Genomic DNA, 24,698 nt, shown 5'->3' with positions numbered 1-24,698 from the left:
GGATCAAACTCTCCGTAAAAAAATTACGACCCCCAACCCCGAAGAGAAGGAGAGTCAAGTTTGACCTCTAGCAAATAAGACATCTCTCCGACCCGAAAGTCGGAAGCTGACATCAATTTCCAAAGGAATCCCAACCCGATCCGAAGATCAAGGCCGGGGGTATAAAATTGGCATTGAACATAGTGCACGCTGTTGAGTTCTCAAGAATCGGACACATCCCGCCTCCACACCAGAACGGTGCTTCACAACGGAAGTGATCGAAGATATTGTTGCTTGCGTCATACGCGTCTTCTCGGTAGACTAGGAGAAGTTTCTTTCTCCCTGTCGCCGTGGCAACTTGTATAACTTAGCACATCCGCAGGCCGTGTCAAATCCGGCTTCTTCGCGATGCCGTCACGCTCATAGGCGCTCCGACGTTGCTCGGTTCAGGACCTGAGTCCTGCGCCGGGCGGCGAAGTTGCTGGATCCGAGGAATCCTGCGAAGGCTTTACATCCCTGCGGCAGACCTGCTCCGAAAAGCTGTCTTGCCGAGTGGATGGTCCCGATTGAGGCCGGGACGTAGGAGCTGCTGCTCTTTCCATTTCCCTGCGGCCTTTGTGGCGACTCGGAATAAGTTACGCAGCGATCGCGGTGCTGTCAAACGACGGGCCGAAATCGCACATCCCGGGCGTGTCGGGATCAGGGGTCCTCCCCGTCGGCGCCCGGTTCCGCGGGCGGATCTTGGGTCCGAGCCGGCTGCATCGGACCGAGGCGGGCACCCGCGCGCGCGGGATCCGACTCCACCGAGTGAAAGGACCCTCCCCGGAAACGACGAGGAGCGCGCGACCCGGATCGCTCCGGTACCGCGCGCTCCTCGAGGGGATGCCGGGACTACGCCCTGATGCCGACCGCCTCGGGGGAGACGTCCGCACCGGGAGCCGAGGGCTCGAGCGCCTCGGCGACGCGCTGCGAGAGCGACGAGTCGACGTTCGCCCAGTACTGGAGCACGCGCTGCCGCAGCTCCGGACGGGTGACCTTCGACACGTGGCCGGCGATGTTCGCGACCAGGCGGGCGCGCGCGTCGTCGTCGAGGACCTCGCGGTAGAGCGTCCCCGCCTGACCGAAGTCGTCGTCCTCCGGGTGGAGGGTCGCCGCGGCGCGCGTCAGCTCGCCGTCGGTCTCCCAGCCGGCCGACTCCGCCGCCCGGGCGGGATCGGCGTGGGCGCCGCCCATCGTGTTCGGCGCGTAGACGGGCACCTCGGACTTCTGGAAGTCGAACCGCATGGGGCCGTCCTTCGAGTACGAGTGCACGGGCGACTTCGGCGCGTTCACCGGCAGCTGCGCGTGGTTGGTCCCCACGCGGTAGCGGTGCGCGTCGGCGTAGCTGAAGATGCGCGCGAGGAGCATCTTGTCGGGGCTGGCCGCGATCCCGGGCACGAAGTTCGAGGGGGCGAACGCCGCCTGCTCGATCTGCGCGAAGTAGTTCTCGGGGTTCCTGTCGAGCGTCATGGTGCCGACCTGGATCAGCGGGTAGTCCGAGTGGGGCCAGACCTTGGTGAGGTCGAACGGGTTGAACCGGTAGCTCTTCGCGTCCTCGTACGGCATGACCTGCACGGACAGCGTCCACGAGGGGAAGTCGCCGCGGTCGATGGCGGAGGACAGGTCGCGGATGTGGAAGTCCGCGTCCTCACCGGCGATCTGGTCGGCCTGCTCCTGGCTCAGGATCTCGACGCCCTGATCGGTCTTGAAGTGGTACTTGACCCAGAAGCGCTCGCCGGCGGCGTTGATCCACTGGTAGGTGTGCGAGCCGAAGCCGTCCATGTGCCGCCACGAGGAGGGGAGGCCGCGGTCGCCCATGAGCCATGTGACCTGGTGGGCCGACTCGGGCGAGAGGGTCCAGAAGTCCCACTGCATGTCGTGGTCGCGCAGGTGGCTGCCGGGCAGGCGCTTCTGCGAGCGGATGAAGTCGGGGAACTTGATGCCGTCGCGGATGAAGAAGACGGGGGTGTTGTTGCCGACGAGGTCGTAGTTGCCCTCGCTCGTGTAGAACTTCAGCGCGAAGCCGCGGGGGTCGCGCCAGGTGTCGGGCGAGCCCTGCTCGCCGGCGACCGTGGAGAACCGCGCGAGCATCTCGGTCTCGACTCCGGGCTGGAAGAGCGCGGCACGCGTGTAGGCGCTGACGTCGGCGGTGGTGGTGAAGCGTCCGAAGGCTCCGCCGCCCTTGGCGTGGACGACCCGCTCCGGGATGCGCTCGCGGTTGAACTGGGCCAGCTTCTCGACGAGGTAGTGGTCGTGGAGCGCGAGGGGTCCGTCGGCTCCGACGCTCAGCGAGTGGTCGTCGCTCGCGACCGGTGCTCCGGAGTTCGTGGTGGTGAATCGTTCCTCGGTCATGTTCCTCCTGTCGGCGAGGGGCACGGGGCCCGCCGCTGCGGTGTAGCGGATGTCGGTCAGTGGGCCAGGGCCAGGCAGTCGGGGCAGGTGCCCCAGAACGTGACGTCGGCGGTGTCCACGGCGAAGCCGCTCGCGGTCTGCGGATGCAGGCACGGCGCCTCCCCGACGACGCAGTCGACGTCGGCCACGGCCCCGCAGCGCCGGCACACCACGTGGTGGTGGTTGTCGCCGACCCGCAGCTCGAACCGGCGGGGGTGGCCCTCCGGCTCGATGCGGCGGACGATCCCGGCGTCGGTGAACGCCGAGAGCACTCCGTAGACGGCCTGGGCCGAAGCCTCGGGGAGGCCCTCGCGCACTCGGGCCAGGACCGCGTCGACCCCGGAGTGCGGGTGCTCCTCGAGAGCGAGGAGCACCGCGCGCCGGGTGGCGGTGACCTTGAGCCCGGAGGCTCGGAGCCGCTCGTCCACTGTCGTCATGCCGAGGACACTACCCGAGTTGTCTTGAGCGGATCAAAACAACGGGCGGCGTGGCGCGCTCGCCCGGGTGAACGGCCGGGAACGCTCCGGCGGCCACGCGGAGGCTCCGATCAGGCGACCGGACCCTCGACCAGCACGACCTGGGCGGAGCGGGCGGCGCCCGCGGAGTCGGTCCACGAGATCGTCACCGACTCCCCGGGCTCGCGCTGCGCGAGCGAGGCGGACAGCTGATCGGCCGAGGCGACGGCGACCCCGTCGACCGCGGTGACGACGTCCCCCGCCTCGAGGCCCGCCTGCGCGGCCGGCCCGCCCTCGACGACTCCGCCGATCACGGCGCCGGACGCGGTGGTCGCGAGCGCGCGCGAAGTCGGAGACGCGGTGCCGGAGGAGAGGGAGACGCCGAGGAAGGCCGGATAGCCGATCTCGACGGTGGCCGTGTCGGCGCCCGCCTCGATGGTGGCCACGATGTCCAGGGCCTTCGAGATCGGGATCGCGAAGCCGGTGATGTCGGCCGTTCCGCTGGAGGCGGCGGTGTCCATCCCCACGACGCGGCCGGCGGAGTCGACGAGCGGGCCGCCGGAGTCGCCGGAGACGATGTCTGCGTCCGTCTGGATCAGCCCGGTCAGCGTCTCGGCGGAGATCCCCGACTCGGAGCGGGTGGTGATCTGCTGATCGAGACCGGTGACCGTGCCGGTGGCGGCGACCAGGTCGCCCGTCCCTCCCGCGTTGCCGACGGCGGTCACGGTGTCGCCCACAGCGACCCCGTCCGTGTCGAGCGAGGCGGGGGTGAGGCCGGAGGCGTCCTCCAGCTGCAGGACGGCGACGTCGTTCGTCGCGTCGGTGCCGACGACGCGGGCGGTGTAGCTGCGGCCCGTCGACTCCACCGTGACCGAGATCGCGGTGGCGCCCTCGACGACGTGGTTGTTGGTGAGGATCATGCCGTCGGAGGTGAGGATCATGCCGGTGCCGGCCGAGCGGGCGCCCTGGTAGGTGAGCTCGGAGGTGATCGTGACCACGCCGGCGGTCTGCGCGGTGCTCGCGGCCACGGCGTCGGTCGCGCCGGTGGCCGGCTCGGAGGCGGAGGAGCCGCCCTGCGTCGATCCGTACGCGGAGGAGCCACCCTGCGTCGATCCGCCCTGCGTCGATCCGCCCCAGGAGGGGACGATCACGTACCCGCCGCCGAAGGATCCCCGCGAGCCGCCGGGGTAGACGATCGTGGCGGCGCCGGCCGAGGCGGAGGAGGCCGCCTCGGTGCGGCCGGCGGTGGCGACTCCGCCTGCTGTCACTCCGATCAGCACGGCGAGGCCGAGGCCGCCGGCGATCAGCGCCCGACGACGACGACGACGGTCGTCCGCGCGCAGCGCGCGCACCTCGTCGGCGCCCGTCGCCTCGGTGATGGCGGGCTGGTCGGTGAGCTCTCGCTCGTCGGATTCGTGTCGCTCGTTCATGGTGTCGTCCTCGTGCCGGGGCCGCCCCTGACGGCGACCGGTTCCCATTCCACGCCCGGCCTCCCCGCGCCGCCTGGACGATGCTTATGCGGTTCCTATGAGCGCTCGCCCCTCTGAATGGTTGTAGCTTCAACCAAAAGCGGGTAGCGTCTCCGCCGTGACCACCTCCTCCCCCGACCTGCTCGCTCCCGACACCGCGATGGGCGCGGTGACCCTCCGCGTCGCCGACCTCGACGGGATGATCGCCTACTACCGCGACGCCGTGACGCTCGAGCTGCTCTCGCACGACGGACCGGTCGCGGTGCTCGGCCGCGGCGGAGTGCCGGCCGTGATCCTCCAGCACGCGCCCGAGCTGGTGCACGCCTCGCCGCGCAGCGCCGGCCTCTTCCACACGGCGATCCTCTTCGAATCGGAGGCGGCGCTCGCCGCGGCCGTGTACAGCGTCGCGACCCGGCACCCCGGCTCCTTCACCGGCAGCTCCGACCACCTGGTCAGCAAGGCCTTCTACTTCGACGACCCCGAGCACAACGGCGTCGAGCTCTACTGGGACCGCGACCGCACGCAGTGGTCGTGGACGCACGGGCGGATCGAGATGAGCACGCTCTTCCTCGACCCGAACGCGTTCCTGCAGGAGCACCTCACCGAGGAGTCGATCGCGCAGCCGCGCCTCGGCGGCGCCTCCGTCGGCCACGTGCACCTGAGCGTGGGCGACGTCGCCACCGCGAAGGAGTTCTACGTCGACCGGCTCGGCTTCGAGACGACGATCGCGTACGGCGGGCAGGCGCTCTTCGTCTCGGCGGGCGGCTACCACCACCACATGGCGATGAACACCTGGAACTCGGCGGGCGCCGGACGCCGGCAGCAGGCCCTCGGCCTCGGACAGGTCGAGATCGTGGTGCCCGGCGCCGACGACCTCGGCGCGCTCGGCGAGCGGCTGGCCCGCTCCGGAGTCGCCACCCGCGACGACGGCCGCACCCTCGCCTTCGAGGACCCCTGGGCGAACGCGATCCGCGTCACGACCTTCTGAGCGCCGCCGACCGCGGGGACCCCCGCGGGTACGATGGTCGCGCGGAAGACCGCACTCCCCCGAGACTCCGGAGAACACGGTGCCCACGATCGTCGTTGAAGTCATGCCCAAGGCCGAGCTGCTCGACCCGCAGGGGAAGGCCGTCGCCGGCGCGCTCGCGCGGCTGGGCCACTCCGCCCTCCACGGCGTGCGGGTGGGCAAGCGCTTCGAGATCACCGTCGACGAGGTGACCGACGAGGTGCGCGCCTCGGTGCAGCGCATCGCCGACGAGATGCTCTCGAACTCGGTGATCGAGGACGTCGTCGGGATCCACTACCCGGCGGAGGCCGCCCGATGAGGATCGGCGTCATCACCTTCCCCGGCTCGCTCGACGACCGCGACGCCCAGCGCGCCGTCCGGTTCGCGGGTGCGGAGCCGGTCGCGCTGTGGCACGGCGACCACGACCTCGACGGCGTCGACGCGATCGTCCTGCCCGGCGGCTTCTCCTACGGCGACTACCTGCGCTGCGGCGCCATCGCCTCCCACTCCCCGATCATGCGCGAGGTCGTCGACGCGGCGAACGCCGGGACCCCGGTCCTCGGCATCTGCAACGGCTTCCAGATGCTCACCGAGGCGCACCTGCTGCCCGGCGGCCTGATCGCGAACGACATCGGATCCTTCGTCTGCCGCGACCAGCGCCTGATGGTCGCGAGCACCGAGACCGCCTGGACGAACGGCTTCGAGCCCGGCCAGGAGATCACGATCCCGCTGAAGAACGGCGAGGGCGGCTACATCGCCTCGGCCGACACGCTGGTCGAGCTCGAGGCGGAGGGACGCGTCGTCGTCCGCTACCTCGGCCACAACCCGAACGGCTCCATGAACGACATCGCCGGCATCAGCAACCGCCGCGGCAATGTGGTGGGGCTCATGCCGCACCCGGAGCACGCCGTCGAGGAGGGCTTCGGGCCCGACACGGCCGCCGCGATGCGCTCGGGTGTGGACGGGCTGACGTTCTTCACGTCGGCGCTGAAGTCGCTGCTCGCCTCCGCCTGACGCATCCGGTCCGGGCGGCTCCGCCCGCCCGCGACGCACGAGACCCCCGGTTCCGGCCGGGGGTCTCGTGCGTGATGGGCGATGTTCACGGAGCCGCTCAGGGCCCGGTCAGGACCTCGGGCTCGGGGGTCATCGAGATGGTGGGGATCGAGGCGGTGATCACGGTGCCGTCGGAGCGGCGGGTGCCCTCGATGTCGGACGTGGTCGGCGCGCCGTGCAGGCGGCGGCCCTGGTGCGTGAGCGGGACGCGCACGGGGCTGCCGGCAGCGACGTGCACGCGCTCGTCGCGGACGGTGATCGCGGCGGAGTCGCCGGTCTCGACCGTCAGCAGGACCTCGGTCTGCGTCACCTCGACGCGCACGCGCGTGCCGTGGAGGGTGATGCGGAAGGCGAGGCGGTCCCAGTCGTCGGGCAGGCGCGGGTCGAGCGTGATCCGCCCACCGTGGTCGCGCATCCCGCCGAAGCCGTAGACGAGGGCGCTCCAGACGCCGCCCGTCGAGGCGACGTGGATGCCGTCCGCGGTGTTGCGGTGCAGGTCGGCGAGGTCGACGAACAGCGCCGACAGGAAGTAGTGGCGGGCCAGGTCGCTGTAGCCGACCTCGGCGGCGATGATCGACTGCACGACGGCCGAGAGGGTCGAGTCGCCGGTGGTCAGCGCGTCGTAGTACTCGAAGTCGGCACGCTTCTGCTCGGCGGTGAACTCGTTGCCCTGCAGCAGCAGCGCGAGCACGACGTCGGCCTGCTTGAGCACCTGGAAGCGGTAGATCACCAGCGGGTGGAAGTGCAGCAGCAGCGGGCGCTTGCTCGCGGGGGTGTTCTCGAGGTCCCACAGCTCCTTCTCGAGGAAGGCCGCGTCCTGCGGGTGGATGCCCGCCCGCGCGTCGAAGGGGATGTGCATCTTCTCGGCGGCGCGCGCCCACTCGAGCACCTCGCCCTCGTCGAGAGCGAGGCGGTCGGCCATCCGCTCGTACGCGGCGGGCTCGACGGCCTTCAGCAGCTCGACGGCGCGGGCGGCCGAGCGGAGGTTCGCCCGGGCCATGACGTTCGTGTACAGGTTGTCGTTGACGACGGTCGTGTACTCGTCCGGCCCCGTCACTCCGTGGATGTGGAAGTGATCGTCGCCGTTGCTGCGCCAGAAGCCCAGATCGGCCCACATCCGCGCGGTCTCGACGAGGATGTCGATCGCTCCGCGGGCGAGGAAGTCGTCGTCGCCCGTGGCACCCACGTACTGCATGAGCGCGTAGGAGATGTCGGCGTCGATGTGGTACTGAGCGGTGCCGGCGGCGTAGTACGCCGACGACTCCTGACCGTTGATGGTGCGCCAGGGGAAGAGCGCGCCGCGCTGGTTGAGCTCGGAGGCGCGCGCCCGGGCGGCCTCGAGCATGTTCTGCCGGAAGCGCAGGGCGTTCCGGGCGACGAGGGGCGCCGTGTAGCTGAGGAACGGGAGGACGTAGACCTCGGTGTCCCAGAAGTAGTGGCCGCCGTAGCCGGAGCCCGAGACGCCCTTGGCCGCGACTCCGCCGCCGTCGGTGCGGGCGGTGGACTGGGCGAGCTGGAAGAGGTTCCAGCGGGTGGCCTGCTGGATCGCGGGCTGGCCGTCCAGCTGCACGTCGGAGCGGGTCCAGAAGTCGTCCAGCCACTCGCGCTGCTTGACGAACTGCTCCTCGACCGGCGTCTCGCGGGCGCGGTCGAGCGTGCGGTCGCAGCGGTCGGCGAGCTCGCGCACGGGCACGCCGCGGGAGGTGTGGTAGGTCAGCGTCTTGACCAGGCGGACCGGCCGGCCGGCCTTGGCCTTCACGCGGTAGACGTGCTTGGCGAGGTCGTCGTCGATCTGGGAGGTCTGGTCCCACTCGTTCTCGGTCTCGAGCTGGTGCTCGGCGCCGCAGGCGACGGTCATCTGGGAGTTGGTGGTCCGGTAGCCGAGGAGGTAGCGGGTGCCGCTGACGCGCTTGAGGCGCGGCTGGAGCACGCGGTCCTCGAACGACTCCGCCTTGCGCGGGTCGAAGCCGGCGCCCTCGCTGCCGGAGGGGGCGTGGTACTCGTCCACGCCGTCCTGGCGGTTGAGGATCTGGCTCGAGATCAGCACGGACGCGTCGTGGTCGAGCATCTCGACCTCGTAGTCGAGGATCGCGAGGTGCCGGTCGGTGAACGAGACCAGGCGGCGCGAGCGGATCAGGACGCGCTTGCCGGAGGGGGTGCGCCACTCCAGCTCGCGGGTGAGCACGCCGTTCGCGAAGTCGAGGCGGCGCGAGTAGGCGAGGACGTCGGCCTCGCTCAGCACGAAGGGCTCGTCGTCGACGTAGAGGCGGATGATCTTGGCGTCCGGCACGTTGACGATGGTCTGGCCGACGCGGGCGAAGCCGAACGCCTCCTCCGCGTGGCGGATGGGCCAGGTCTCGTGGAACCCGTTGATGAAGGTGCCGTAGGCGTAGCCGTCGCGCCCCTCCTCCACGTTGCCGCGGAGGCCGAGGTAGCCGTTGCCGGTGGCGAAGAGCGTCTCGGTGCGGCCCTGCAGCTCGGAGGCGAACTCGGTCTCGACGAGGGCCCACTCGTCGATCGGGAAGCGGTTCCGGTCGAGCGGGTCGGAGGTGATGGGGTTCATGCGGCGTCCTCGGGGGCGGGAGCGGTGGGGAGGAAGGGGAGCAGCTCGGCCAGGTCGTCCACGACCAGGTCGGCGCCGTGCTCGAGCAGGGTGTCGGCCCCGACTCCGCGGTCGACGCCGACGACGAGGCCGAAGCCGCCCGCGCGGCCTGCCGCGACTCCGGAGTGCGCGTCCTCGAGGACGGCGCACTCGGCGGCCGGGAGGCCGAGGAGCTCGGCCGCGTAGAGGTAGGTGTCGGGCGCGGGCTTGCCGGCGATCGAGCGCTCGGCGGCGAGGAGCCCGTCCACGATGACCTCGAAGCGGTCGCGGAGGCCGGCCGCCTCGAGCACCGGCACGCCGTTGCGGGAGGAGGTGACGACGGCGACCTGCACGCCCGCGGCGATCGCGGCGTCGACGAAGCGGAGCGAGCCCGGGTAGGGAGCGACGCCGGTCTCGGCGAGGGTGCGGTTGAAGGCGTCGTTCTTGCGGTTGCCGAGCCCGCAGACGGTCTCGAGCGACGGGTCGTCCTCGGGCGCGCCCTCGGGGAGGGTGATGCCGCGCGAGGCGAGGAGCGCCCGGACGCCGTCGTACCGCGGGCGTCCGTCGATGTACCGGAAGTAGTCGGCGTCGGTGTAGCCCTCGGCGATCCCGCGCGAGGAGAGGTACTCCGTGAACAGCCGCGACCAGGCCTGCATGTGGACGTCGGCGGTCGGCGTGAGCACGCCGTCGAGGTCGAACAGGAGCGCGCGGACGCCGCGGAGGGCGGAGGCGTCGGGGCGCGTCGGGGATGCAGTCACGGCGGGGAGGACCTCTGATCGGGGGCAGGCGTTCGGCGGTTCCGCCGATGACGGTCGTCCGCCGCGGACTGCAGGTATCGTATACGCCCCCCGGCCGCCGTGTGGAACCGTTTACACGTCCGTCATCTGCGCGCCGCCGGGGGCGTCGATCCGCGCGGGGGCGAGGCGGTGCCGCCCGAGGGGGAGCATGAGCGGAGTGCCTGAGGTCGGGTCGGTGATGATGCGGCTGTCGAGGCCGAAGACGGCGAGCACCGTCTCCTCGGTGAGCACCGCGGCCGGGGCGCCGGAGGCGTGCACCGCGCCGTGCGCGATCGCCACGAGGTGGTCGGCGTAGCGGGCGGCCATGTTGAGGTCGTGCAGCACCATCACCACCGTCGTCCCGCGGGTGCGGTTGAGGTCGACGAGCAGGTCGAGCACCTCGATCTGGTGGCTGACGTCGAGGAAGGTGGTCGGCTCGTCCAGCAGCAGCACGTCCGTCTCCTGCGCGAGGGCCATCGCGATCCAGACGCGCTGGCGCTGCCCGCCGCTGAGCTCGTCGACGGAGCGGTCGGCCAGGGCGGCGGTGTCGGTCGCGTCGAGCGCGGTCGCGACGGCCTCGTCGTCGTGGGCGCTCCAACGGCTCAGCATCCCCTGGTGCGGATGGCGGCCGCGGCCGACGAGATCCGCGACGGTGATGCCCTCCGGGGCGATCGGCGACTGCGGGAGGAGGCCGAGCGTGCGGGCGAGCTGCTTCGCCGGCGTCCGGTGCACGGCCCTGCCGTCGAGCAGCACGGCGCCGGAGCGGGGCGCGAGCAGGCGCGACATCGAGCGCAGGAGCGTCGACTTGCCGCAGGCGTTCGCTCCGACGATCGCGGTGATGCGGCCGGGCGGGACGACGAGGTCGAGGCCGTCGACGACCGTCCGGTCGCCGTAGCCGAGGGTGACCCCCTCGGCCGTCAGGGTGTGCGCGGTGGTCACAGTGAGCCTCCCGCTCTGTTGCTGCGGACGATGAGGTAGACGAGGTACGGCGCCCCGAGGACGCCGGTGACCACTCCGACCGGGTAGCGCAGGCCCAGCCCGAACTGCCCGACGAAGTCGGCGACGAGCACGAGCAGCGCGCCGACGAGGGCCGAGGGGATGAGGAGCGACGCGCCGGGCCCGATCAGGCGGGCGGCGATCGGGCCGGAGAGGAAGGCCACGAACGCGATCGGGCCGGCGGCGGCCGTCGCGAAGGCGATCAGCCCGACCGCGGCGACGATCACGACGAGGCGGGTGGCGTTCACGCGGATGCCGAGCGCGGAGGCGGTGTCGTCGCCGAGCTGCGTGGCGGAGAGGTCGCGCGAGCGCGAGAGCAGGACGGGGGTGAGGACGACGACCGCGGCGAGGACCGGCACGACCTCGCTCCAGCTCGCGCCGTTGAGGCTCCCGGTGAGCCAGCGGGACGCCTCCTGCAGGTCCCACGCGGCGGCCTGCGAGAGCACGTAGGCGGTGAGGGAGTCGAGCATCGCGGCGACCCCGATGCCGATCAGGATCAGCCGGGTGCCGGCGACTCCGCTGCGGTAGGACAGGGCGTAGACGAGCAGGGCGACCACGAGTCCCGCGACGATCGCGAGGGCCGAGACCTGCGCCGCCCCGAGCGAGAGCGTCACGATCGCGAAGGCCGCGGCGGCGCTCGCCCCGGCGCTGATCCCGATGATGTCGGGGCTGGCGAGCGGGTTGCGGAGCATGGTCTGGAAGCTCACTCCGCCGAGCCCGAAGCACAGGCCCACCAGCAGGGCGAGGACGGCGCGCGGGAGGCGGAGGCGCCCGACGGTGAAGCTCGCCCCGGGGACCTGCTCGCCGAGGATCACGCGCAGCACCTCGTCGGGCGAGTAGACGGTCTGGCCGACCAGCAGGGAGACGGCGAGGACGGCCGCGATCAGGACAGCGAGCACGGCGACGACGATCCGGCGGCGGGCCCCGCGGCGGCGGCGGCCGGCCGCGACGGCGCGGGCGGTGGCGGAGGGCGCCTCGAGCAGCGCGGTCACAGCTCGCGCACCTTCTGGCGGCGGACGATCGCGATGAACACCGGGGCGCCGACCAGCGCGGTGACGATGCCCACGTCGATCTCGCTCGGGCGTGCGACGACGCGGCCGACGATGTCCGCCGCGATCAGGAGCACGGCGCCGGTCACCGCCGAGAACGGCAGCAGCCAGCGGTGGTCCACGCCGACGAGGAGGCGGCAGGCGTGCGGGACGACCAGGCCGACGAAGCCGATGGGCCCCGTGACCGCGGTCGTCGCTCCGCAGAGCACGACCGCGCCCAGGGCGGCCCCGCCGCGCGCGAGGGCGACCCGCTCCCCCAGGCCCGCGGCGAGCTCGTCGCCGAGCGCGAGGGTGTTGAGGCTCTTGGCCGAGAGAACGCAGAGGACGAGGCCGGCCAGGAGGAAGGGGAGCACCTGCGCGATGCTCGCGGACGTGGCGCCGCCCACTCCGCCGATCTGCCAGGAGCGGATGCCGCCCGCGACGTCGGCGCGCGGCAGGACGATCGCGCTGATCACCGAGACCAGCGCGGCCGAGGTGGCGGCCCCGGCCAGGGCGAGCTTGAGCGGAGTCGCGCCGCCGCGCCCGAGCGACCCGACCGTGTAGACGAAGACCGCGGCGACCGCGGCCCCGCCGATCGCGACCCAGACGTAGGCGGCGGAGCTCGTCAGCCCGAAGAAGACGATGCCCGTCACGACCGCGAGCGAGGCTCCGGTGTTCACCCCGAGGATGCCGGGGTCGGCCAGCGGATTGCGGGTCACCCCCTGCATCAGCACGCCGGCGACGCCGAGGGCCGCGCCCGCGATCGCGGCGAGCACGGTGCGCGGGATGCGCTTGGCGACCGCGGCCTGCGCGAACCCGTCCGTGGACCCGCCGAACGCGGCGACCACGTCGCTCCACGCCACCTCCCGCGATCCCACCAGCACCGAGACCACGGCGGCGGCGAGCAGCACGGCCACGGCCGCGACCAGCCAGAGGGCGCGCAGCCGCCTCGGGCGGCGCACGGCGGCGACGCCCGAGGCGGCGGGAGGAGCGGCGAGGGTCACGCGGGTCGGTCCCGGCTCAGGCGGCCGGAGTGCTCTGCGCGGCCTTGGCGGCGGCCTCGTCGAGCAGGTCCAGGTAGTCGTCGAGGACCCACGAGATCGAGAGCGGCGTCGGGTTGGCGGCGGTGCCGAGCGGGGTGGAGGGCAGGCGCACGATGGCGTCGTCGGCGACCGCGGGGATCTGCGAGAGCAGCGGGTCGGCCTTGAGGGTGCTCACGAGCTCGTCGTCGCCGTAGGTGACGATCACGTCGACGTCGCTGAAGGCGTCGGCCTGCTCGGCGCTCTGCGTGAGCGAGAACTTGTCGGTCGCGGCGGAGGCGGTGGCGATGCTGCCCGGGGTCGCCATGCCGAGGTCCTCGAAGAACGCGGGGCGGGTGTCGTGCGAGGTGTAGAAGCTGACCTGGCTGAGGTCCGTCGGGTCGACGTGGGTGAGGAACATCGCCGAGGTGCCGGCCAGCTGCGGGTGCGCGGCGACCTTCTCCTCGATCTCGCCCTCGAGCTCGGTGATCAGGGCGGCGCCCTCGTCGGCCCTGCCCATCGCCTCGCTGTTCAGCGTGATCATGTCGCGCCAGGAGGTGCCCCAGGCGGTCTCGGGGTAGGCGACGACGGGGGCGATCTCGCTCAGGGTGTCGTAGTCCTCCTGCGTGAGGCCGGAGTAGGCGGCGAGGATGACGTCCGGGTCGGTGTCCGAGACGGCCTCGAAGTCGATGCCGTCGGTCTCGTCGAAGAGGACGGGGGTCTCGGCGCCGAGCTCGTCGAGCTTCTCGCTCACCCAGGGGAGGAGCCCGTCGCCGTCGTCGTCGCCGAAGTTGGCGGCGGCCATGCCTACGGGGACGACACCCAGCGCGAGCGGCACCTCGTGGTTGGCCCAGTTGACGGTCGCCACGCGCTCGGGCGCCGACTCGATGGTGGTGGTGCCGAGAGCGTGCTCGATCGTGATCGGCGTGAAGCCGCTGTCGGCGGCGGCGTCGTCTCCGGCGGCCGAGCCGCTGCAGCCGGCGAGGCCGATCGTCAGCGCGGTGGCGGCGAGCAGGGCGAGGGGCGTGGTGGCGCGGGGCATGGGTCCCTTTCGAGAGGCTGTGCGGGAGGCGGCGCAGGGTCCGAGTGGACCGGCACTAAGGACAGCCTAACCAAAGAATGTGCGTGCTCTCAGCCCCGATTCCTCGCCTCCCGAGGTCGCAGGCGCCCCGAGGTGCCGCTCGCGGAGCCCGGAGACGGCCCTGCCACGGCCGCGGACGTCACGCCGTCGCGAGCCTCTCGACGGTGCGCAGGTTCCGGGTCGTGGTGCTCGAGCGGTAGGCGGAACGGGCGAGGATCCTCGCGACCGGAGTGTCCGTCGAGGAGCCGCGCGGGCAGCGCCAGTAGAGGACACCGGCGCCCCGGGCGACGAGCTCGACCGCCGGATCCGGCTCGCCGATCGCGGCCTGCGCGGCGTCGAGCGCCTCCTCGTCCGAGCCGAAGACGACGTACGGATGCGCCTCCTCGTCGATCCGCGGGAACGGGTAGGCGGCGAGCACCGCGGCGAGCGCCTCCTGCGTCACGAGCACGATCCAGGCGTCGTAGCCGAACCGCTCGGCGAGCGCCGCCTCGAGCGCGGGCTTCAGCTCGGCGGCCGGGCGATCGGAGTCGAAGGCCGCGTTGCCGCTCGCGAGGACCGTCCGCACTCGGTCCACGCCGATCCCGGCGACCGTCTCGGCGAGCTCGGCGCTGCGGACGGTGCGGCCGTTGACGTTCACTCCGCGGAGGAGGGCGAGGAACCGGGTCATGCGGCCGACGGTAGCGTGACGGCATGGCACGCGGAAGCGGACGACGACGACCCCGGCGGACCCTCGAGGAGGAGATCCTGCGGGCGAGCGAGCGCGGACCCGGGGCGAGGACGCGGGCGGAGACCGTCCCTCCCTCCGGACGCCGGCTGGTGGCGCCGCCCGCCTCGGGCACCCTGCTCCACCTCGACGTGGACGCGCTGGTGGCGCTCGCCGCGCGGGAGGACCTGCTGATCGCGCTGGAGCGGCGGATCGGCGAGCACGCGGTGGCCGCGACTCCGGTGCTCTCGTGGTGGTCGGCGACTCCGTCGGTCCCGGGCGAGGAGGAGGAGCGCCGGCTCGACGCGCTCGTGCTGCGGACGGTGGAGCTCGGGGCGGGGCCGGCCGAGGACGTGGACTCCCGGCTGCGGGAGCTGGCGCACGAGGGCGGTCTGGACGAACTGGGCGCCGCACTGGCGCTGCTCGCGCGGGTCCCGGATCCGCCGGCGGCGTTCCAGGATCCGGACGGGTTCCTGCGCGTGTCGGTCCCGGAGTCGCCGTTCGAGCGGCGGCTCGAGGTCCTCGCGGAGGCGCAGGGCCGGGCGGGCGAGCTGCTGATGCTGCTGCGCGACTGCGCGTTCACCGCGACCCTGCCGCGGCGGCGCTCGGCGATCGCGGCGATGAGCGGGCGGATCCGGGCGGCCGCGGACCCGGGGCGCCTCGACTCCCGGCGGCTGGACGAGCTCGCGGAGGCGGTGGACGCGGCGCTCGAGAAGCGGTGGACCGTGCTCTGACGGCGGTCGGCGTTACGGGCGCGCCCGCCGCAGTGACCGTTCGCGCACCGGTTCAGCCCCCGCGCACTCCGGGTGAATAGGCTGGACGGATGCCTCTCACCGGTCTCGACCTCCGCCGCTTCCCCGCCGCCCTGAACGACGAGGGCGGTCCCGACGCCGCCACCGCCGCGTGGGCCACCGCGATCAACGCGGGCTTCCACGAGAAGGAGTTCACGCCGGAGAAGCTGCGGGACTGGGCCGAGCACATGGTCGCCGACCAGCGCGTGCTGACCGCGGTCGTCGACTCCTCCGCCCCCGAGGGACTCGACGGCGCGGGCGTGCCGGTCGGCACCTACGCGGCGTTCCCCGGGGCCCTGCAGGTCGGCGGCGGACGCGAGCTGCCGGCGCACCTGGTGTCGCAGGTGACCGTGCGGCCCACGCACCGGCGCCGCGGCATCCTGCGCGCGATGATCACCGAGGACCTGCGCCTGGCGAAGGAGGCCGGCACCCCGGTCGCCGCGCTCACGGCGAGCGAGGCCTCCATCTACCGCCGGTTCGGCTTCGGCCGCTCGGCCTTCACCCGCTCCATCCGCGTCGACACCGGGCCGCGCTTCGGCCTGCAGACCGAGCCCGCCGGCCGCGTCGAGGTGGTCGCGACGAGCTGGCTGCAGCCGCGCATCCCCGCGGTGTTCGCCTCGTTCCAGGCGTCGACCCCCGGCTCGCTCACCCGGCAGTCGCGCTACGAGGCGAACTCCGTCGGCACCGCGTCCGGCGAGACCACGCCCGGCCTCGACGTCCGCTCGGCCGTCCACCTCGACGAGGAGGGGACGCTCGACGGCTTCGTGACCTACCGCGCGGTCGGGCCCGAGGACGACAAGACCCTCGAGATCGTCGACCTCGTCGCCCCCGGCGCCGACGCCTACCTCGCGCTCTGGGGCTACCTCGGCGCGGTCGACCTCGCCTCCGCGGTGACCTGGGACATGGCCCCGGTGGACGACCCGCTGACCTGGGCGCTCAGCGACGCGCGCGTGGTGCAGGTGAGCCACGTGGGCGACCTGATCTGGCTGCGGATCCTCGACGTCGCCGCCGCGTTCTCGGCCCGGCCGTGGACCGCTGACGGCTCGGTCGTGGTCGAGGTGGCCGACGGGCTCGGGCTCGCCGACGGCCGCTACCGCCTCACCGCCTCGGGCGGCTCCGCCACCGTGGAGCGCACCGGGGACGAGGCCGAGCTCGCGCTGGACGTGGCCGACCTGGGCTCGCTGCTGCTGGGCTCGGTGCGGCCGTCGATCCTGGTGAAGGCCGGGCTGGCGCGCGTCACGGGCGAGGCGGGGCGGATGGACCGCCTGTTCGCGCCGATCGCGACGCCGTACTGCATCTCGTTCTTCTAGGGGGCACCGCCCGCTCGGCTGCAGCGCCCGGCCGGCGGCAGCGCGCTGCCGGCGGTGTCCGGCTCCCGCGCCGCCGCCGCCGTCCCGCGCACCTCAGCCGCCGCGGACTGCCAGCCGCCTCCGGGCGTCCGCGCATCCCGCGTCGGTCATGCTGGAGGACCCGTCCCCGACACCGGCAGGAGTTCCGCGTGGGTGCATCCGTGATCGTCGACGTCATCGTCGTGCTGAGCCTCATCGGCGCGCTCGTCGACGGTCTGCGGCGCGGTCTGCTCCGGACCCTCGGCGGTCTCGCCGGGATCGTCGCAGGCGCGATGGGCGCCTCGTTCGCCGTGCCCGCCGTCTCGTCGTGGGCGGCCGGCAGCGAGTGGCGCCTGCTCGCCGTGATCGGCACCGCCGTGCTGCTGCTGGGCGTCGGCTACGCGATCGGAGCGACGCTCGGCGCGGTCATCGGCCGCGGAGCCGACCGCGTGAAGCTCGGCCTGCTCGACCGGCTCGCCGGCGGCGTCGCCGGCGTCGCGATCTCCGGCCTGGTCTGGATCGCCGTCACCTCGGCCGTCTCCCTCCTCGGCGTCCCCCTCGTCACGACCTCGGTCGCCGGATCGACGGTCATCCGCACGATCGACGACCTCACCCCCTCCCCCGTCCGCGCCTTCCTCGCCCAGCTGCAGTCGACCGTGGTCGACGAGGGCACGTCCTGGGTCGTCGAGGCGCTCGACGCTCCGACCCAGGCGCCCGCGATCCCGGACGTCTCGACCGACGACCCGGAGGTCGCCGCCGCCACCCGCTCGGTCGTGCGCGTCTCCGGCACGGCCTGGGCCTGCGACGTCGGAGTGACGGGCAGCGGCTTCGTCGTCTCGGACGACCGCGTCATCACCAACGCGCACGTGGTCGGCGGAGTCTCGCAGCCGGTCGTCGAGGCGCCGGGCGAGGCCCCGCGCACCGGCCGCGTCGTCTACCTGGACCCGGCCGCCGACCTCGCCGTGATCGCCGTCGACGGGCTCGACGCCTCTCCGCTCCCGCTCGACGACGCCGTCGCCGCCGGGGACGACGCCGTGGTCGCGGGCTACCCCTTCGGCGGCCCGCTGACCCTCGGCTCGGCCGAGATCTCCTCCGACGCCACGGTCTCGCTGATGGTCGACGGAGCACCGACCTCACGGGAGGTGCTGACCCTCGCCGCCGTCGTCAACCAGGGCAACTCGGGCGGCCCGCTGCTCTCTCTCGAGGGCACCGTGTCGGGCGTCGTCTTCGGCAAGGCCGCCTCCGTCGACAACGTCGGCTACGCCATCCCGCTCTCGGTCCTCACTCCCGTGGTCGAGCAGGCCGCCTCGCTGACGGACGCCGTCGATCCGGGGGCCTGCCGCTCGAAGTGAGCGGTCACGGCAGCGGTCCGTCGACCAGCACGAGGGTGAGGTCGTCGAGCCGCACCGTCTCGGGCCGCGCCGACTCGAGGTAGGCGGACACGCGCGGATCGACCGGGAAGCGCGCCGACAGCTCGATCGCGATGGCGACGATCCCTGCGGACGACGGATCGGTCGTCACCCGGTCGCCGATGTAGGGCACGTAGACGCCCGAGGACATGCCCTGCGCGAGGACCAGGCCGCCGTCGAGGCCGCGCTCGCGCAGCACGTCTGCCACCCGCGCGATCCCGGTCGGCCGCTCTTGGGCGATCCCCGCCGTGGTGGCGATCGCGATCACGAGGGAGGCGGCCACCAGCACCGCGCCGACGCCGCGGGCGAGGGGTGCGGGCAGCACGATCCCGCCGCGCAGCGCCTCCGCGATGCCGATGCCCGCCAGCGCGCAGAGGAGCCACGCCCACGCCGCGTAGTAGTGCGGCAGCGCGACCGAGCTGATCGCCAGGTGGAACACGAGGAGGAGCAGCGTCGCGGCGCCCAGGTAGAGCACCAGCGCGCGGCGCCGCGGAGCGAGCAGGGCCAGCAGGGTCCCGAGGAGCAGCACGGCGAGCGCCGCCGGCCCGATGCCGACGACCATGAACCAGAGGTTCGCCCACCACGGAGGGAAGACGTACGCGGTCCCGGCGACCTCGATCAGGTGGCCGTCGACGTTGTGCTCGGACTGGAACTCGAGCAGGTACCGGATCGCCTCGACCGGGTGCACCGGCAGGTAGGCGAGCACCCCGGTGACGACGAACGCGACGGAGAGGGCGAGGCCGCCCCGCAGAGCCCGGGCCCTGCTCCCCGACCACAGCAGCGGCAGCAGGAGCACGGGCGCGAGGACCGCGGTGGTCAGCTTCGAGGTGACCGACAGCGCCAGCAGCGCACCGGCCAGCGCGATCAGCCAGCCGCTCCGCCTGCCCGGCGAGGCGCGCGACCAGGTCCACGCCGCCGCCATCGCCGCGACGGCGAAGAGCACCATGAACGGCTCCAGGAGCGCGAGGCGGTCGATCCGGGTGCCGGCGCCCACGGCGGTGCGCGGGAGGAGGAGGAACAGGCCGGCCGGGACGAGCGCGAGCGTCGGGCCGAGCTCGCGCCGGAACCAGAGCCAGAGCACCACCCCGGTGAGGAACGCGGCCGCGCCGGCGGCGATCCTGCCCGCGAGCAGCCCCTCGCCGAGCAGCACCTGCGCGAGCCCGATCAGGTACTTCGCCGTCGGCGGATGCTCGAGGTTCGCGCTCACGTCGCCGTGCAGGTAGTCCCACCCCGCGGCGAGGTACACGGGCTCGTCCGACGAGATGTTCGCCGCTCCGAGGTTCCCGAAGCACTGGTAGAGCCCCCACAGCACGGTCCCGATCAGAGCCGCCCGCTTCACCCGCCCGATCCTAGGCGCCGGTGCCCGCACCGCTCCACCGGAGGGCCCGGACCCCGGCGACCGCGGCGGGTAGGATCGACGCGCATCCCGTCCCCCTCCCCTGGAGCCTCCAGCACATGGCAGACAGCCGCACCGCCGTTCCCGACACCACTGCGAACGCGGAGGCGACGCCCGAGCGGGAGCAGCCCTACGCGGCCCTCGGACTCAAGCCCGACGAGTACGCGAGCATCCGCGAGATCCTCGGCCGCCGCCCCACGAGCGGCGAGCTCGCGATGTACTCGGTGATGTGGAGCGAGCACTGCTCCTACAAGTCGTCGAAGATGTACCTCCGCCAGTTCGGGCAGAAGGTCTCCCCCGCCATGAAGAAGAACCTCATGGTCGGCATGGGCGAGAACGCCGGAGTGGTCGACGTCGGCGAGGGCTGGGCCGTCACCTTCAAGATCGAGAGCCACAACCACCCGAGCTACATCGAGCCCTTCCAGGGTGCGGCGACGGGGGTCGGCGGCATCGTCCGCGACATCATCTCGATGGGCGCCCGGCCGGTCGCGGTCATGGACGCGCTGCGCTTCGGGGCGATCGACGACCCCGACACCGCGCGCGTGGTGCACGGCGTCGTGGCCGGCATCTCCTTCTACGGCAACTGCCTCGGCCTGCCGAACATCGGCGGCGAGACCTACTTCGACTCCGTCTACCAGGGCAACCCGCTCGTCAACGCGCTGGCCGTCGGCGTCCTCCGCCACGAGGACCTGCACCTCGCGAACGCCCGCGGCGTCGGCAACAAGGTCGTGCTCTTCGGGGCGCGCACCGGAGGCGACGGCATCGGCGGCGCGTCGATCCTCGCCTCCGACACCTTCGCCGACGGCGGACCGACCAAGCGCCCCGCGGTGCAGGTCGGCGACCCGTTCGCCGAGAAGGTGCTCATCGAGTGCTGCCTCGAGCTGTTCCGCAAGGACCTCGTCGAGGGCATCCAGGACCTGGGCGCCGCGGGCATCTCGTGCGCCACCTCGGAGCTGGCATCCAACGGCGACGGCGGCATGTTCATCGAGCTCGACTCGGTGCTGCTGCGCGACCCCTCGCTCACGGCGGAGGAGATCCTCATGTCGGAGTCGCAGGAGCGGATGATGGCCGTCGTCACGCCCGAGAAGCTCGACGCGTTCCTCGAGGTCGTCGGCAAGTGGGACGTCGAGACCAGCGTGCTCGGCGAGGTCACCGACTCCGGCCGCCTCATCATCAACTGGCACGGCGAGGAGATCGTCAACGTCGACCCGCGCACCGTCGCGGTCGACGGCCCGGTCTACGAGCGCCCGATCGAGTACCCCTCCTGGCTCGACGCGCTGCAGGCCGACTCCTCCTCCCGCCTGCCCCGCTCGACCGGCGGCGACGCGCTGCGCGCCGAGACCCTGGCGCTCCTGGGCTCGGCGAACCTCGCCGACAAGAGCTGGATCACCTCGCAGTACGACCGCTACGTGCTCGGCAACACCGCGCTCAGCTACCCCGACGACGGCGGCATGGTCCGCGTCGACGAGGAGTCGGGCCTCGGCTTCGCGGTCGCGACCGACGCGAACGGGCGCTGGTGCCAGCTCGACCCGGCACAGGGCGCCCGCCTGGCGCTGGCGGAGGCGTTCCGCAATGTCGCCGTCACCGGAGCGACCCCGGTCGCCGTCTCGGACTGCCTCAACTTCGGCAGCCCTGAGAACCCCGAGGTGATGTGGCAGTTCCGCGAGGCCGTGGGCGCGCTCGCCGACGCCTGCCTCGAGCTCGAGATCCCCGTCACCGGCGGCAACGTCTCGTTCTACAACCAGACCGGCGACGTGCCGATCTTCCCGACCCCCGTCGTCGGCGTCCTCGGCGTGATCGACGACGTCGCGCGCCGCATCCCCTCCGGCTGGCAGGACGAGGGCGACAACCTCTACCTCCTCGGCACCACCCGCGACGAGCTCGACGGCTCGGCGTGGGCCGGCACCATCCACGACCACCTCGGCGGGCTGCCCCCGCAGCTCGACCTGGGCGCCGAGCGCGCGCTGGCCGAGCTGATCTCGGCGGGCGCGAAGGAGTCGCTCATCGCCTCCGCTCACGACCTCGCCGACGGCGGGCTCGTGGTGGCGCTGGCCGAGTCCGCGCTGCGCTTCGGCGTCGGCGCGCGCATCTGGCTCGACGAGCTGATGGAGCGCGACGGCGTCGACGCGACGGCCGCGCTGTTCTCGGAGTCGACCGGCCGCGTGCTCGTGTCGGTGCCGCGCGAGGACGACGTGAAGTTCCGCGGGCTCTGCGAGGGCCGGGGCTACCCGGTGCTGCGCATCGGCGTGACCGACGCGGCGACCCCCGCGGTCGAGGTGCAGGGTCTCTTCACGCTGCCGCTGGACGAGCTGCGCTCGGTGAACGGCGCCGTGCTGCCGCGCCACTTCGGCTGAGCCTCCGGGCGATCCGAGTCCGCAGGAGTCGCGGTCGTCGAGCTGGACCACCGCGACTCCTGCGGTACCGGTCAGCTCCGGAGTTCCGTGATTACGGAATATTTGCAATAGTGGAGGCATGACCTCCTCCCGAGACCTCGCCGGCGAGGTCGACGAGCTCCGAGCGCGGCTGGACCGCCTCGAGCGCGCCGACACCCCCGCCGCGCCCGCCGCGCCCGCCGCCGACGATCCGCTCTGGGCCCTGACCGCTCTCCGCGAGCGCCTGCCCTCTCCCGGCGGAGTCGTCTTCGCCGGCTCGGTCGCCACTCCGGCCGGCCCCGTCGAGTGGCAGTACGGCCTCAGCACCGACGCGTTCTTCGAGCGCGACTGGGGAGCGAGCCCCGGGCCGACCGCGCTCGCAGCGCTGGGCAGCCCCGTGCGCCTGCGGTTCCTGCAGGCGGTGGCCGGCGGAGTCGAGACCGTCGCGCAGCTCGCCGAGAGCGAGGGCGCGGGTACCACCGGGCAGATCTACCACCACGTCAACCAGCTGGTCGCCGCCGGCTGGCTGGAGGCGCGCGGCCGCGGCCGCTACGGCGTCCCGCCGGAGCGCCTCGTCCCCCTGCTCGTGATCCTGCTCGCCTCCGGAGGACCCCGATGACCCGCCGCCGCCTCGCCCTCGCCGCCGCCTCCGCCGCGGCCGTCGTCCTGCTCGGCGGAGTGCTGCTCGGTCCCTCCGCTCCGACCCTCTCGACCGAGGCGACGGGCGACGCCGAGATCGCCGGGTGGCTCCGGACCGACGTCGGAGACAGGGCGCGGAATCACCTCGTCGCGGCCGTGATCACGCCCGACGGCGTGCGCTACGGCGGACTCGGAGCCGACGAGCGGACCGAGGTCGAGATCGGATCGGTCACGAAGACGATGACCGCGCTCCTCCTCGCCCGGAGCGCCTCCGAGGGGACGGTCGGGCTCGAGGACCCCGCCGCGGAGCACGCCGACGTCGGCGGCTTCACCGGGACGCTCGAGGAGCTGGCGACCCACCGCTCCGGCCTGCCGCGACTCCCCACCGGTATCGGCGACCTCGCCTCGACGCTCGTCGCCCAGCTGCGCGGCACGGACCCCTACGCGGGCTGGTCGGCCGACGACGTCCTCCGGCAGGCCGCCGAGGCGGACCAGGGCGAGCACGTGCACGCCTACTCGAACCTCGGTGCCGCGGTACTGGGCCAGACGCTCGCCCGCGCCGAGGGCCGCGACTACGCCGGCCTCCTCCGCGAGCGCGTCCTCGCTCCGCTCGGGATGTCCGCGACCTCCGTCCCGGAGACCGCGGACGCCCTCCCCGCCGACGCGCCGACCGGCTTCTCGGCGAGCGGGCGGTCCGTCGACGCGTGGACGATGGCGGGCTACGCGCCGGCGGGCGGCGTCCGCTCCACGGCGGCGGACATGGCCCGCTACGCGCAGGCCCTCCTCACCGACGACCCCGCGCTGGGCGTGCCCGCGGCGAGCGTCCTGGATCCCCGATTCGACGCCGACGGGGCGCGGATCGGCCTCGGCTGGTTCACCTCGGAGTCGGAGGACGGCGGATCCGTGACCTGGCACAACGGAGGGACCTCCGGCTACTCGACGATGCTCGCGATGGACCGGGAGCGCGGCCTAGCCGTGTTCGTCAACGGGGACACGGCGAGCTCGGTCGACGAGCTCGGTCTGCGCCTGCTGCAGCGCGCCGGGGAGGAGTCGTGATGATCGCCTCGATCCTCGTCCTGCTCGTCGTCGCGTTCACCGTCGGCCGCTTCGCCCTGGGGAGCATCCCCCGGCGCCGGGCGGCCGGGTTCCTCGACCGCGACCGCGTCCGGACGCTCGCCCGCGGCGTCGAGGCCGTCGCCGTGCTGCTGCTCGGGCGGGCGCTCGTCGACTGGTCGGCGCTGACGCTGCTCCCCTGGGCCGTGCTGGTGGCTCTCACCGCGGCCGGGGCGGCCGGCGCCGTGCTGCGCTGGGACGGGCTGCCGTGGTTCGAGGACCCGGCGCGCCGCCGCTCGCGGACGACCGGGCTCGCGGCGACCGTCGCCGTGTCGGCGGTCCTGATCGGCGTCCTGGGCTGAGCGCCGCGCACGTGCCGTCGGATCCGCGCCTTCCGCGGTGGTCGCGTGCTGCTGCGAGGCGGGAGGAGTGGCGGCGGGCGCGGGCGGGAGCGGCGTCAGCCGGTCTGCGCGGGGAGGTCGTCGGGCTCGGCGTTGTCGAGGACGCGGCCGTTCTGGTCGCCGACGCTCAGGACGGTCGTCGGGCGGAGGTTGAGGGTGTCGCCGCCGTAGAGGCTGTCGATGTCGACGCCGTCGCGGCGCACCGAGTTCAGCGCGGAGAGGTAGTCGGAGCTGATGCAGAACCGGTCCGCGATCCGCTCGCTGATGTCGCCCGCTGCCACCAGGTAGGAGGCCGGGGCGCCGTCGGAGGCGGTGCTCGCCGTCCCGGTCGCGCCGACGCGGGTGCCGCGGTCGCGCACGCGCTCGAGGTCGACGCCGTCGAGCGTCCCCTCGTCGAGCGCCTGGACGACGCACTCGCCCGAGACGTCCTCGACGGGTGCGGGAGTGGTCGAGACGCTCGGCACCGGCCGCGGCGTGGACTCGGCTCCGGCGGCGGGCGGTGCGGTGGAGGCGGTCGGCTCGGCGGGTGGGGCGGCGGGGCTCGTCGCCTCCGCCGTGCAGCCGGCGAGCAGGACCACGGCGGAGAGGGCGATCACGAGGCGCTGCGTCGTCCGGACCATTCCGCGACTCTAACCCGGCACCCGGGCGGCCGGGCGCCACCGCGCCCAGCGGGCTGCGGGCGATCCGGTCGAGGCCGCTGGACCCGGCCGACGCGCAGGCCCGAGGCGGGGCG

At 73.0% G+C, this 24,698-nt stretch carries 22 protein-coding genes; 10 read left to right on the top strand and 12 right to left on the bottom strand.

All coding sequences use genetic code 11. The features are described from left to right. Positions 1-870: 870 nt before the first annotated feature. The 3 genes from C5C57_RS04860 to C5C57_RS18315 all read right to left on the bottom strand — a co-directional run bounded on the left by C5C57_RS04860 (position 871) and on the right by C5C57_RS18315 (position 4,294). Positions 871-2,370, bottom strand: coding sequence for a catalase (locus tag C5C57_RS04860; RefSeq protein ID WP_104297359.1), 1,500 nt, complete (start codon positions 2,368-2,370; stop codon positions 871-873). Between the two features lie 56 nt (positions 2,371-2,426). Beyond that, positions 2,427-2,846: a Fur family transcriptional regulator gene (locus C5C57_RS04855; RefSeq protein ID WP_104222735.1), complete on the bottom strand. Its 420-nt coding sequence runs from the start codon at positions 2,844-2,846 to the stop codon at positions 2,427-2,429. 110 nt (positions 2,847-2,956) lie between these two features. Continuing rightward, positions 2,957-4,294, bottom strand: coding sequence for a S1C family serine protease (locus C5C57_RS18315; protein ID WP_146082355.1), 1,338 nt, complete (start codon positions 4,292-4,294; stop codon positions 2,957-2,959). Between the two features lie 199 nt (positions 4,295-4,493). Here C5C57_RS18315 and C5C57_RS04845 point away from each other — a divergent pair, with 199 nt between their 5' ends. The 3 genes from C5C57_RS04845 to purQ all read left to right on the top strand — a co-directional run bounded on the left by C5C57_RS04845 (position 4,494) and on the right by purQ (position 6,353). Beyond that, positions 4,494-5,321: a VOC family protein gene (locus C5C57_RS04845; protein ID WP_104247499.1), complete on the top strand. Its 828-nt coding sequence runs from the start codon at positions 4,494-4,496 to the stop codon at positions 5,319-5,321. 79 nt (positions 5,322-5,400) lie between these two features. Further along, a complete protein-coding gene (gene purS / locus C5C57_RS04840) occupies positions 5,401-5,658 on the top strand; it encodes a phosphoribosylformylglycinamidine synthase subunit PurS (protein ID WP_104222736.1) in 258 nt (85 codons plus the stop codon). Further along, a complete protein-coding gene (gene purQ / locus C5C57_RS04835; protein ID WP_104247459.1) occupies positions 5,655-6,353 on the top strand; it encodes a phosphoribosylformylglycinamidine synthase subunit PurQ in 699 nt (232 codons plus the stop codon). The genes purS and purQ overlap by 4 nt, the downstream gene beginning before the upstream one ends. A gap of 97 nt (positions 6,354-6,450) precedes the next feature. On the opposite strand, the gene C5C57_RS04830 is transcribed toward purQ, so the two are convergent. From C5C57_RS04830 to C5C57_RS04800, 7 genes are all read right to left on the bottom strand, one after another. Continuing rightward, the gene (locus tag C5C57_RS04830) at positions 6,451-8,955 is read right to left on the bottom strand and encodes a glycoside hydrolase family 65 protein (RefSeq protein ID WP_104222738.1); all 2,505 of its coding nucleotides are present in this window, start codon (positions 8,953-8,955) and stop codon (positions 6,451-6,453) included. Next, positions 8,952-9,731, bottom strand: a complete 780-nt coding sequence (locus C5C57_RS04825) for an HAD family phosphatase (RefSeq protein ID WP_104247460.1) — start codon at positions 9,729-9,731, stop codon at positions 8,952-8,954. Before C5C57_RS04825 ends, C5C57_RS04830 begins: the two co-directional genes overlap by 4 nt. A gap of 111 nt (positions 9,732-9,842) precedes the next feature. Further along, the gene (locus tag C5C57_RS04820; protein WP_104247461.1) at positions 9,843-10,688 is read right to left on the bottom strand and encodes an ABC transporter ATP-binding protein; all 846 of its coding nucleotides are present in this window, start codon (positions 10,686-10,688) and stop codon (positions 9,843-9,845) included. After that, complete coding sequence (locus C5C57_RS04815; protein ID WP_258060555.1) at positions 10,685-11,737, bottom strand: iron ABC transporter permease; 1,053 nt, start codon at positions 11,735-11,737, stop codon at positions 10,685-10,687. Before C5C57_RS04815 ends, C5C57_RS04820 begins: the two co-directional genes overlap by 4 nt. Further along, positions 11,734-12,777, bottom strand: a complete 1,044-nt coding sequence (locus C5C57_RS04810; RefSeq protein ID WP_104247462.1) for an iron ABC transporter permease — start codon at positions 12,775-12,777, stop codon at positions 11,734-11,736. Before C5C57_RS04810 ends, C5C57_RS04815 begins: the two co-directional genes overlap by 4 nt. Before the next feature lie 16 nt (positions 12,778-12,793). Beyond that, positions 12,794-13,834, bottom strand: a complete 1,041-nt coding sequence (locus C5C57_RS04805) for an iron-siderophore ABC transporter substrate-binding protein (protein WP_104222743.1) — start codon at positions 13,832-13,834, stop codon at positions 12,794-12,796. A gap of 178 nt (positions 13,835-14,012) precedes the next feature. Beyond that, positions 14,013-14,540 (bottom strand): DUF1697 domain-containing protein, encoded by a 528-nt coding sequence (locus C5C57_RS04800; RefSeq protein WP_104247463.1) that lies wholly within the window; start codon positions 14,538-14,540, stop codon positions 14,013-14,015. Positions 14,541-14,563: 23 nt separating this feature from the next. Between C5C57_RS04800 and C5C57_RS04795 the strand changes: the two genes are divergently transcribed. The 3 genes from C5C57_RS04795 (at position 14,564) to C5C57_RS04785 (ending at position 18,047) form a co-directional block, all read left to right on the top strand. Continuing rightward, entirely contained in the window at positions 14,564-15,310 is a 747-nt protein-coding gene (locus C5C57_RS04795) for a DUF2254 family protein (protein WP_104247464.1), read from the top strand. A gap of 89 nt (positions 15,311-15,399) precedes the next feature. Continuing rightward, a complete protein-coding gene (locus tag C5C57_RS04790) occupies positions 15,400-16,677 on the top strand; it encodes a GNAT family N-acetyltransferase (RefSeq protein ID WP_104247465.1) in 1,278 nt (425 codons plus the stop codon). 188 nt (positions 16,678-16,865) lie between these two features. Then, the gene (locus C5C57_RS04785) at positions 16,866-18,047 is read left to right on the top strand and encodes a MarP family serine protease (RefSeq protein ID WP_258071975.1); all 1,182 of its coding nucleotides are present in this window, start codon (positions 16,866-16,868) and stop codon (positions 18,045-18,047) included. 4 nt (positions 18,048-18,051) lie between these two features. Here the strand turns inward: C5C57_RS04785 and C5C57_RS04780 are convergent, their stop codons facing one another. Beyond that, complete coding sequence (locus tag C5C57_RS04780; RefSeq protein WP_181027178.1) at positions 18,052-19,443, bottom strand: glycosyltransferase family 39 protein; 1,392 nt, start codon at positions 19,441-19,443, stop codon at positions 18,052-18,054. Positions 19,444-19,559: 116 nt separating this feature from the next. Here C5C57_RS04780 and purL point away from each other — a divergent pair, with 116 nt between their 5' ends. The 4 genes from purL to C5C57_RS04760 all read left to right on the top strand — a co-directional run bounded on the left by purL (position 19,560) and on the right by C5C57_RS04760 (position 23,926). Next, entirely contained in the window at positions 19,560-21,854 is a 2,295-nt protein-coding gene (gene purL / locus C5C57_RS04775; RefSeq protein WP_104222748.1) for a phosphoribosylformylglycinamidine synthase subunit PurL, read from the top strand. Between the two features lie 118 nt (positions 21,855-21,972). Continuing rightward, entirely contained in the window at positions 21,973-22,491 is a 519-nt protein-coding gene (locus C5C57_RS04770; RefSeq protein ID WP_104247467.1) for a helix-turn-helix transcriptional regulator, read from the top strand. Further along, complete coding sequence (locus C5C57_RS04765; RefSeq protein WP_104247468.1) at positions 22,488-23,567, top strand: serine hydrolase; 1,080 nt, start codon at positions 22,488-22,490, stop codon at positions 23,565-23,567. Before C5C57_RS04770 ends, C5C57_RS04765 begins: the two co-directional genes overlap by 4 nt. Next, positions 23,567-23,926, top strand: a complete 360-nt coding sequence (locus tag C5C57_RS04760; protein ID WP_104234265.1) for a hypothetical protein — start codon at positions 23,567-23,569, stop codon at positions 23,924-23,926. The genes C5C57_RS04765 and C5C57_RS04760 overlap by 1 nt, the downstream gene beginning before the upstream one ends. Before the next feature lie 95 nt (positions 23,927-24,021). Here C5C57_RS04760 and C5C57_RS04755 read toward each other — a convergent pair whose 3' ends face one another. Beyond that, entirely contained in the window at positions 24,022-24,585 is a 564-nt protein-coding gene (locus C5C57_RS04755) for a hypothetical protein (RefSeq protein WP_104273145.1), read from the bottom strand. Positions 24,586-24,698 lie beyond the last annotated feature (113 nt).

Source organism: Rathayibacter sp. AY1C5 (genome assembly GCF_002931705.1).
Taxonomy (GTDB): Bacteria; Actinomycetota; Actinomycetes; order Actinomycetales; family Microbacteriaceae; genus Rathayibacter.
This window is presented reverse-complemented; position numbering and strand designations above follow the sequence as displayed.

Coding starts and splice junctions, on each gene's coding strand:
- C5C57_RS04860 (WP_104297359.1), bottom strand. CDS start 2,370: ATGACCGAGGAACGATTCACCACCACGAACTCCGGAGCACCGGTCGCG.
- C5C57_RS04855 (WP_104222735.1), bottom strand. CDS start 2,846: ATGACGACAGTGGACGAGCGGCTCCGAGCCTCCGGGCTCAAGGTCACC.
- C5C57_RS18315 (WP_146082355.1), bottom strand. CDS start 4,294: ATGAACGAGCGACACGAATCCGACGAGCGAGAGCTCACCGACCAGCCC.
- C5C57_RS04845 (WP_104247499.1), top strand. CDS start 4,494: ATGGGCGCGGTGACCCTCCGCGTCGCCGACCTCGACGGGATGATCGCC.
- purQ (WP_104247459.1), top strand. CDS start 5,655: ATGAGGATCGGCGTCATCACCTTCCCCGGCTCGCTCGACGACCGCGAC.
- C5C57_RS04830 (WP_104222738.1), bottom strand. CDS start 8,955: ATGAACCCCATCACCTCCGACCCGCTCGACCGGAACCGCTTCCCGATC.
- C5C57_RS04805 (WP_104222743.1), bottom strand. CDS start 13,834: ATGCCCCGCGCCACCACGCCCCTCGCCCTGCTCGCCGCCACCGCGCTG.
- C5C57_RS04800 (WP_104247463.1), bottom strand. CDS start 14,540: ATGACCCGGTTCCTCGCCCTCCTCCGCGGAGTGAACGTCAACGGCCGC.
- C5C57_RS04795 (WP_104247464.1), top strand. CDS start 14,564: ATGGCACGCGGAAGCGGACGACGACGACCCCGGCGGACCCTCGAGGAG.
- C5C57_RS04790 (WP_104247465.1), top strand. CDS start 15,400: ATGCCTCTCACCGGTCTCGACCTCCGCCGCTTCCCCGCCGCCCTGAAC.
- purL (WP_104222748.1), top strand. CDS start 19,560: ATGGCAGACAGCCGCACCGCCGTTCCCGACACCACTGCGAACGCGGAG.
- C5C57_RS04770 (WP_104247467.1), top strand. CDS start 21,973: ATGACCTCCTCCCGAGACCTCGCCGGCGAGGTCGACGAGCTCCGAGCG.
- C5C57_RS04765 (WP_104247468.1), top strand. CDS start 22,488: ATGACCCGCCGCCGCCTCGCCCTCGCCGCCGCCTCCGCCGCGGCCGTC.
- C5C57_RS04760 (WP_104234265.1), top strand. CDS start 23,567: ATGATCGCCTCGATCCTCGTCCTGCTCGTCGTCGCGTTCACCGTCGGC.
- C5C57_RS04755 (WP_104273145.1), bottom strand. CDS start 24,585: ATGGTCCGGACGACGCAGCGCCTCGTGATCGCCCTCTCCGCCGTGGTC.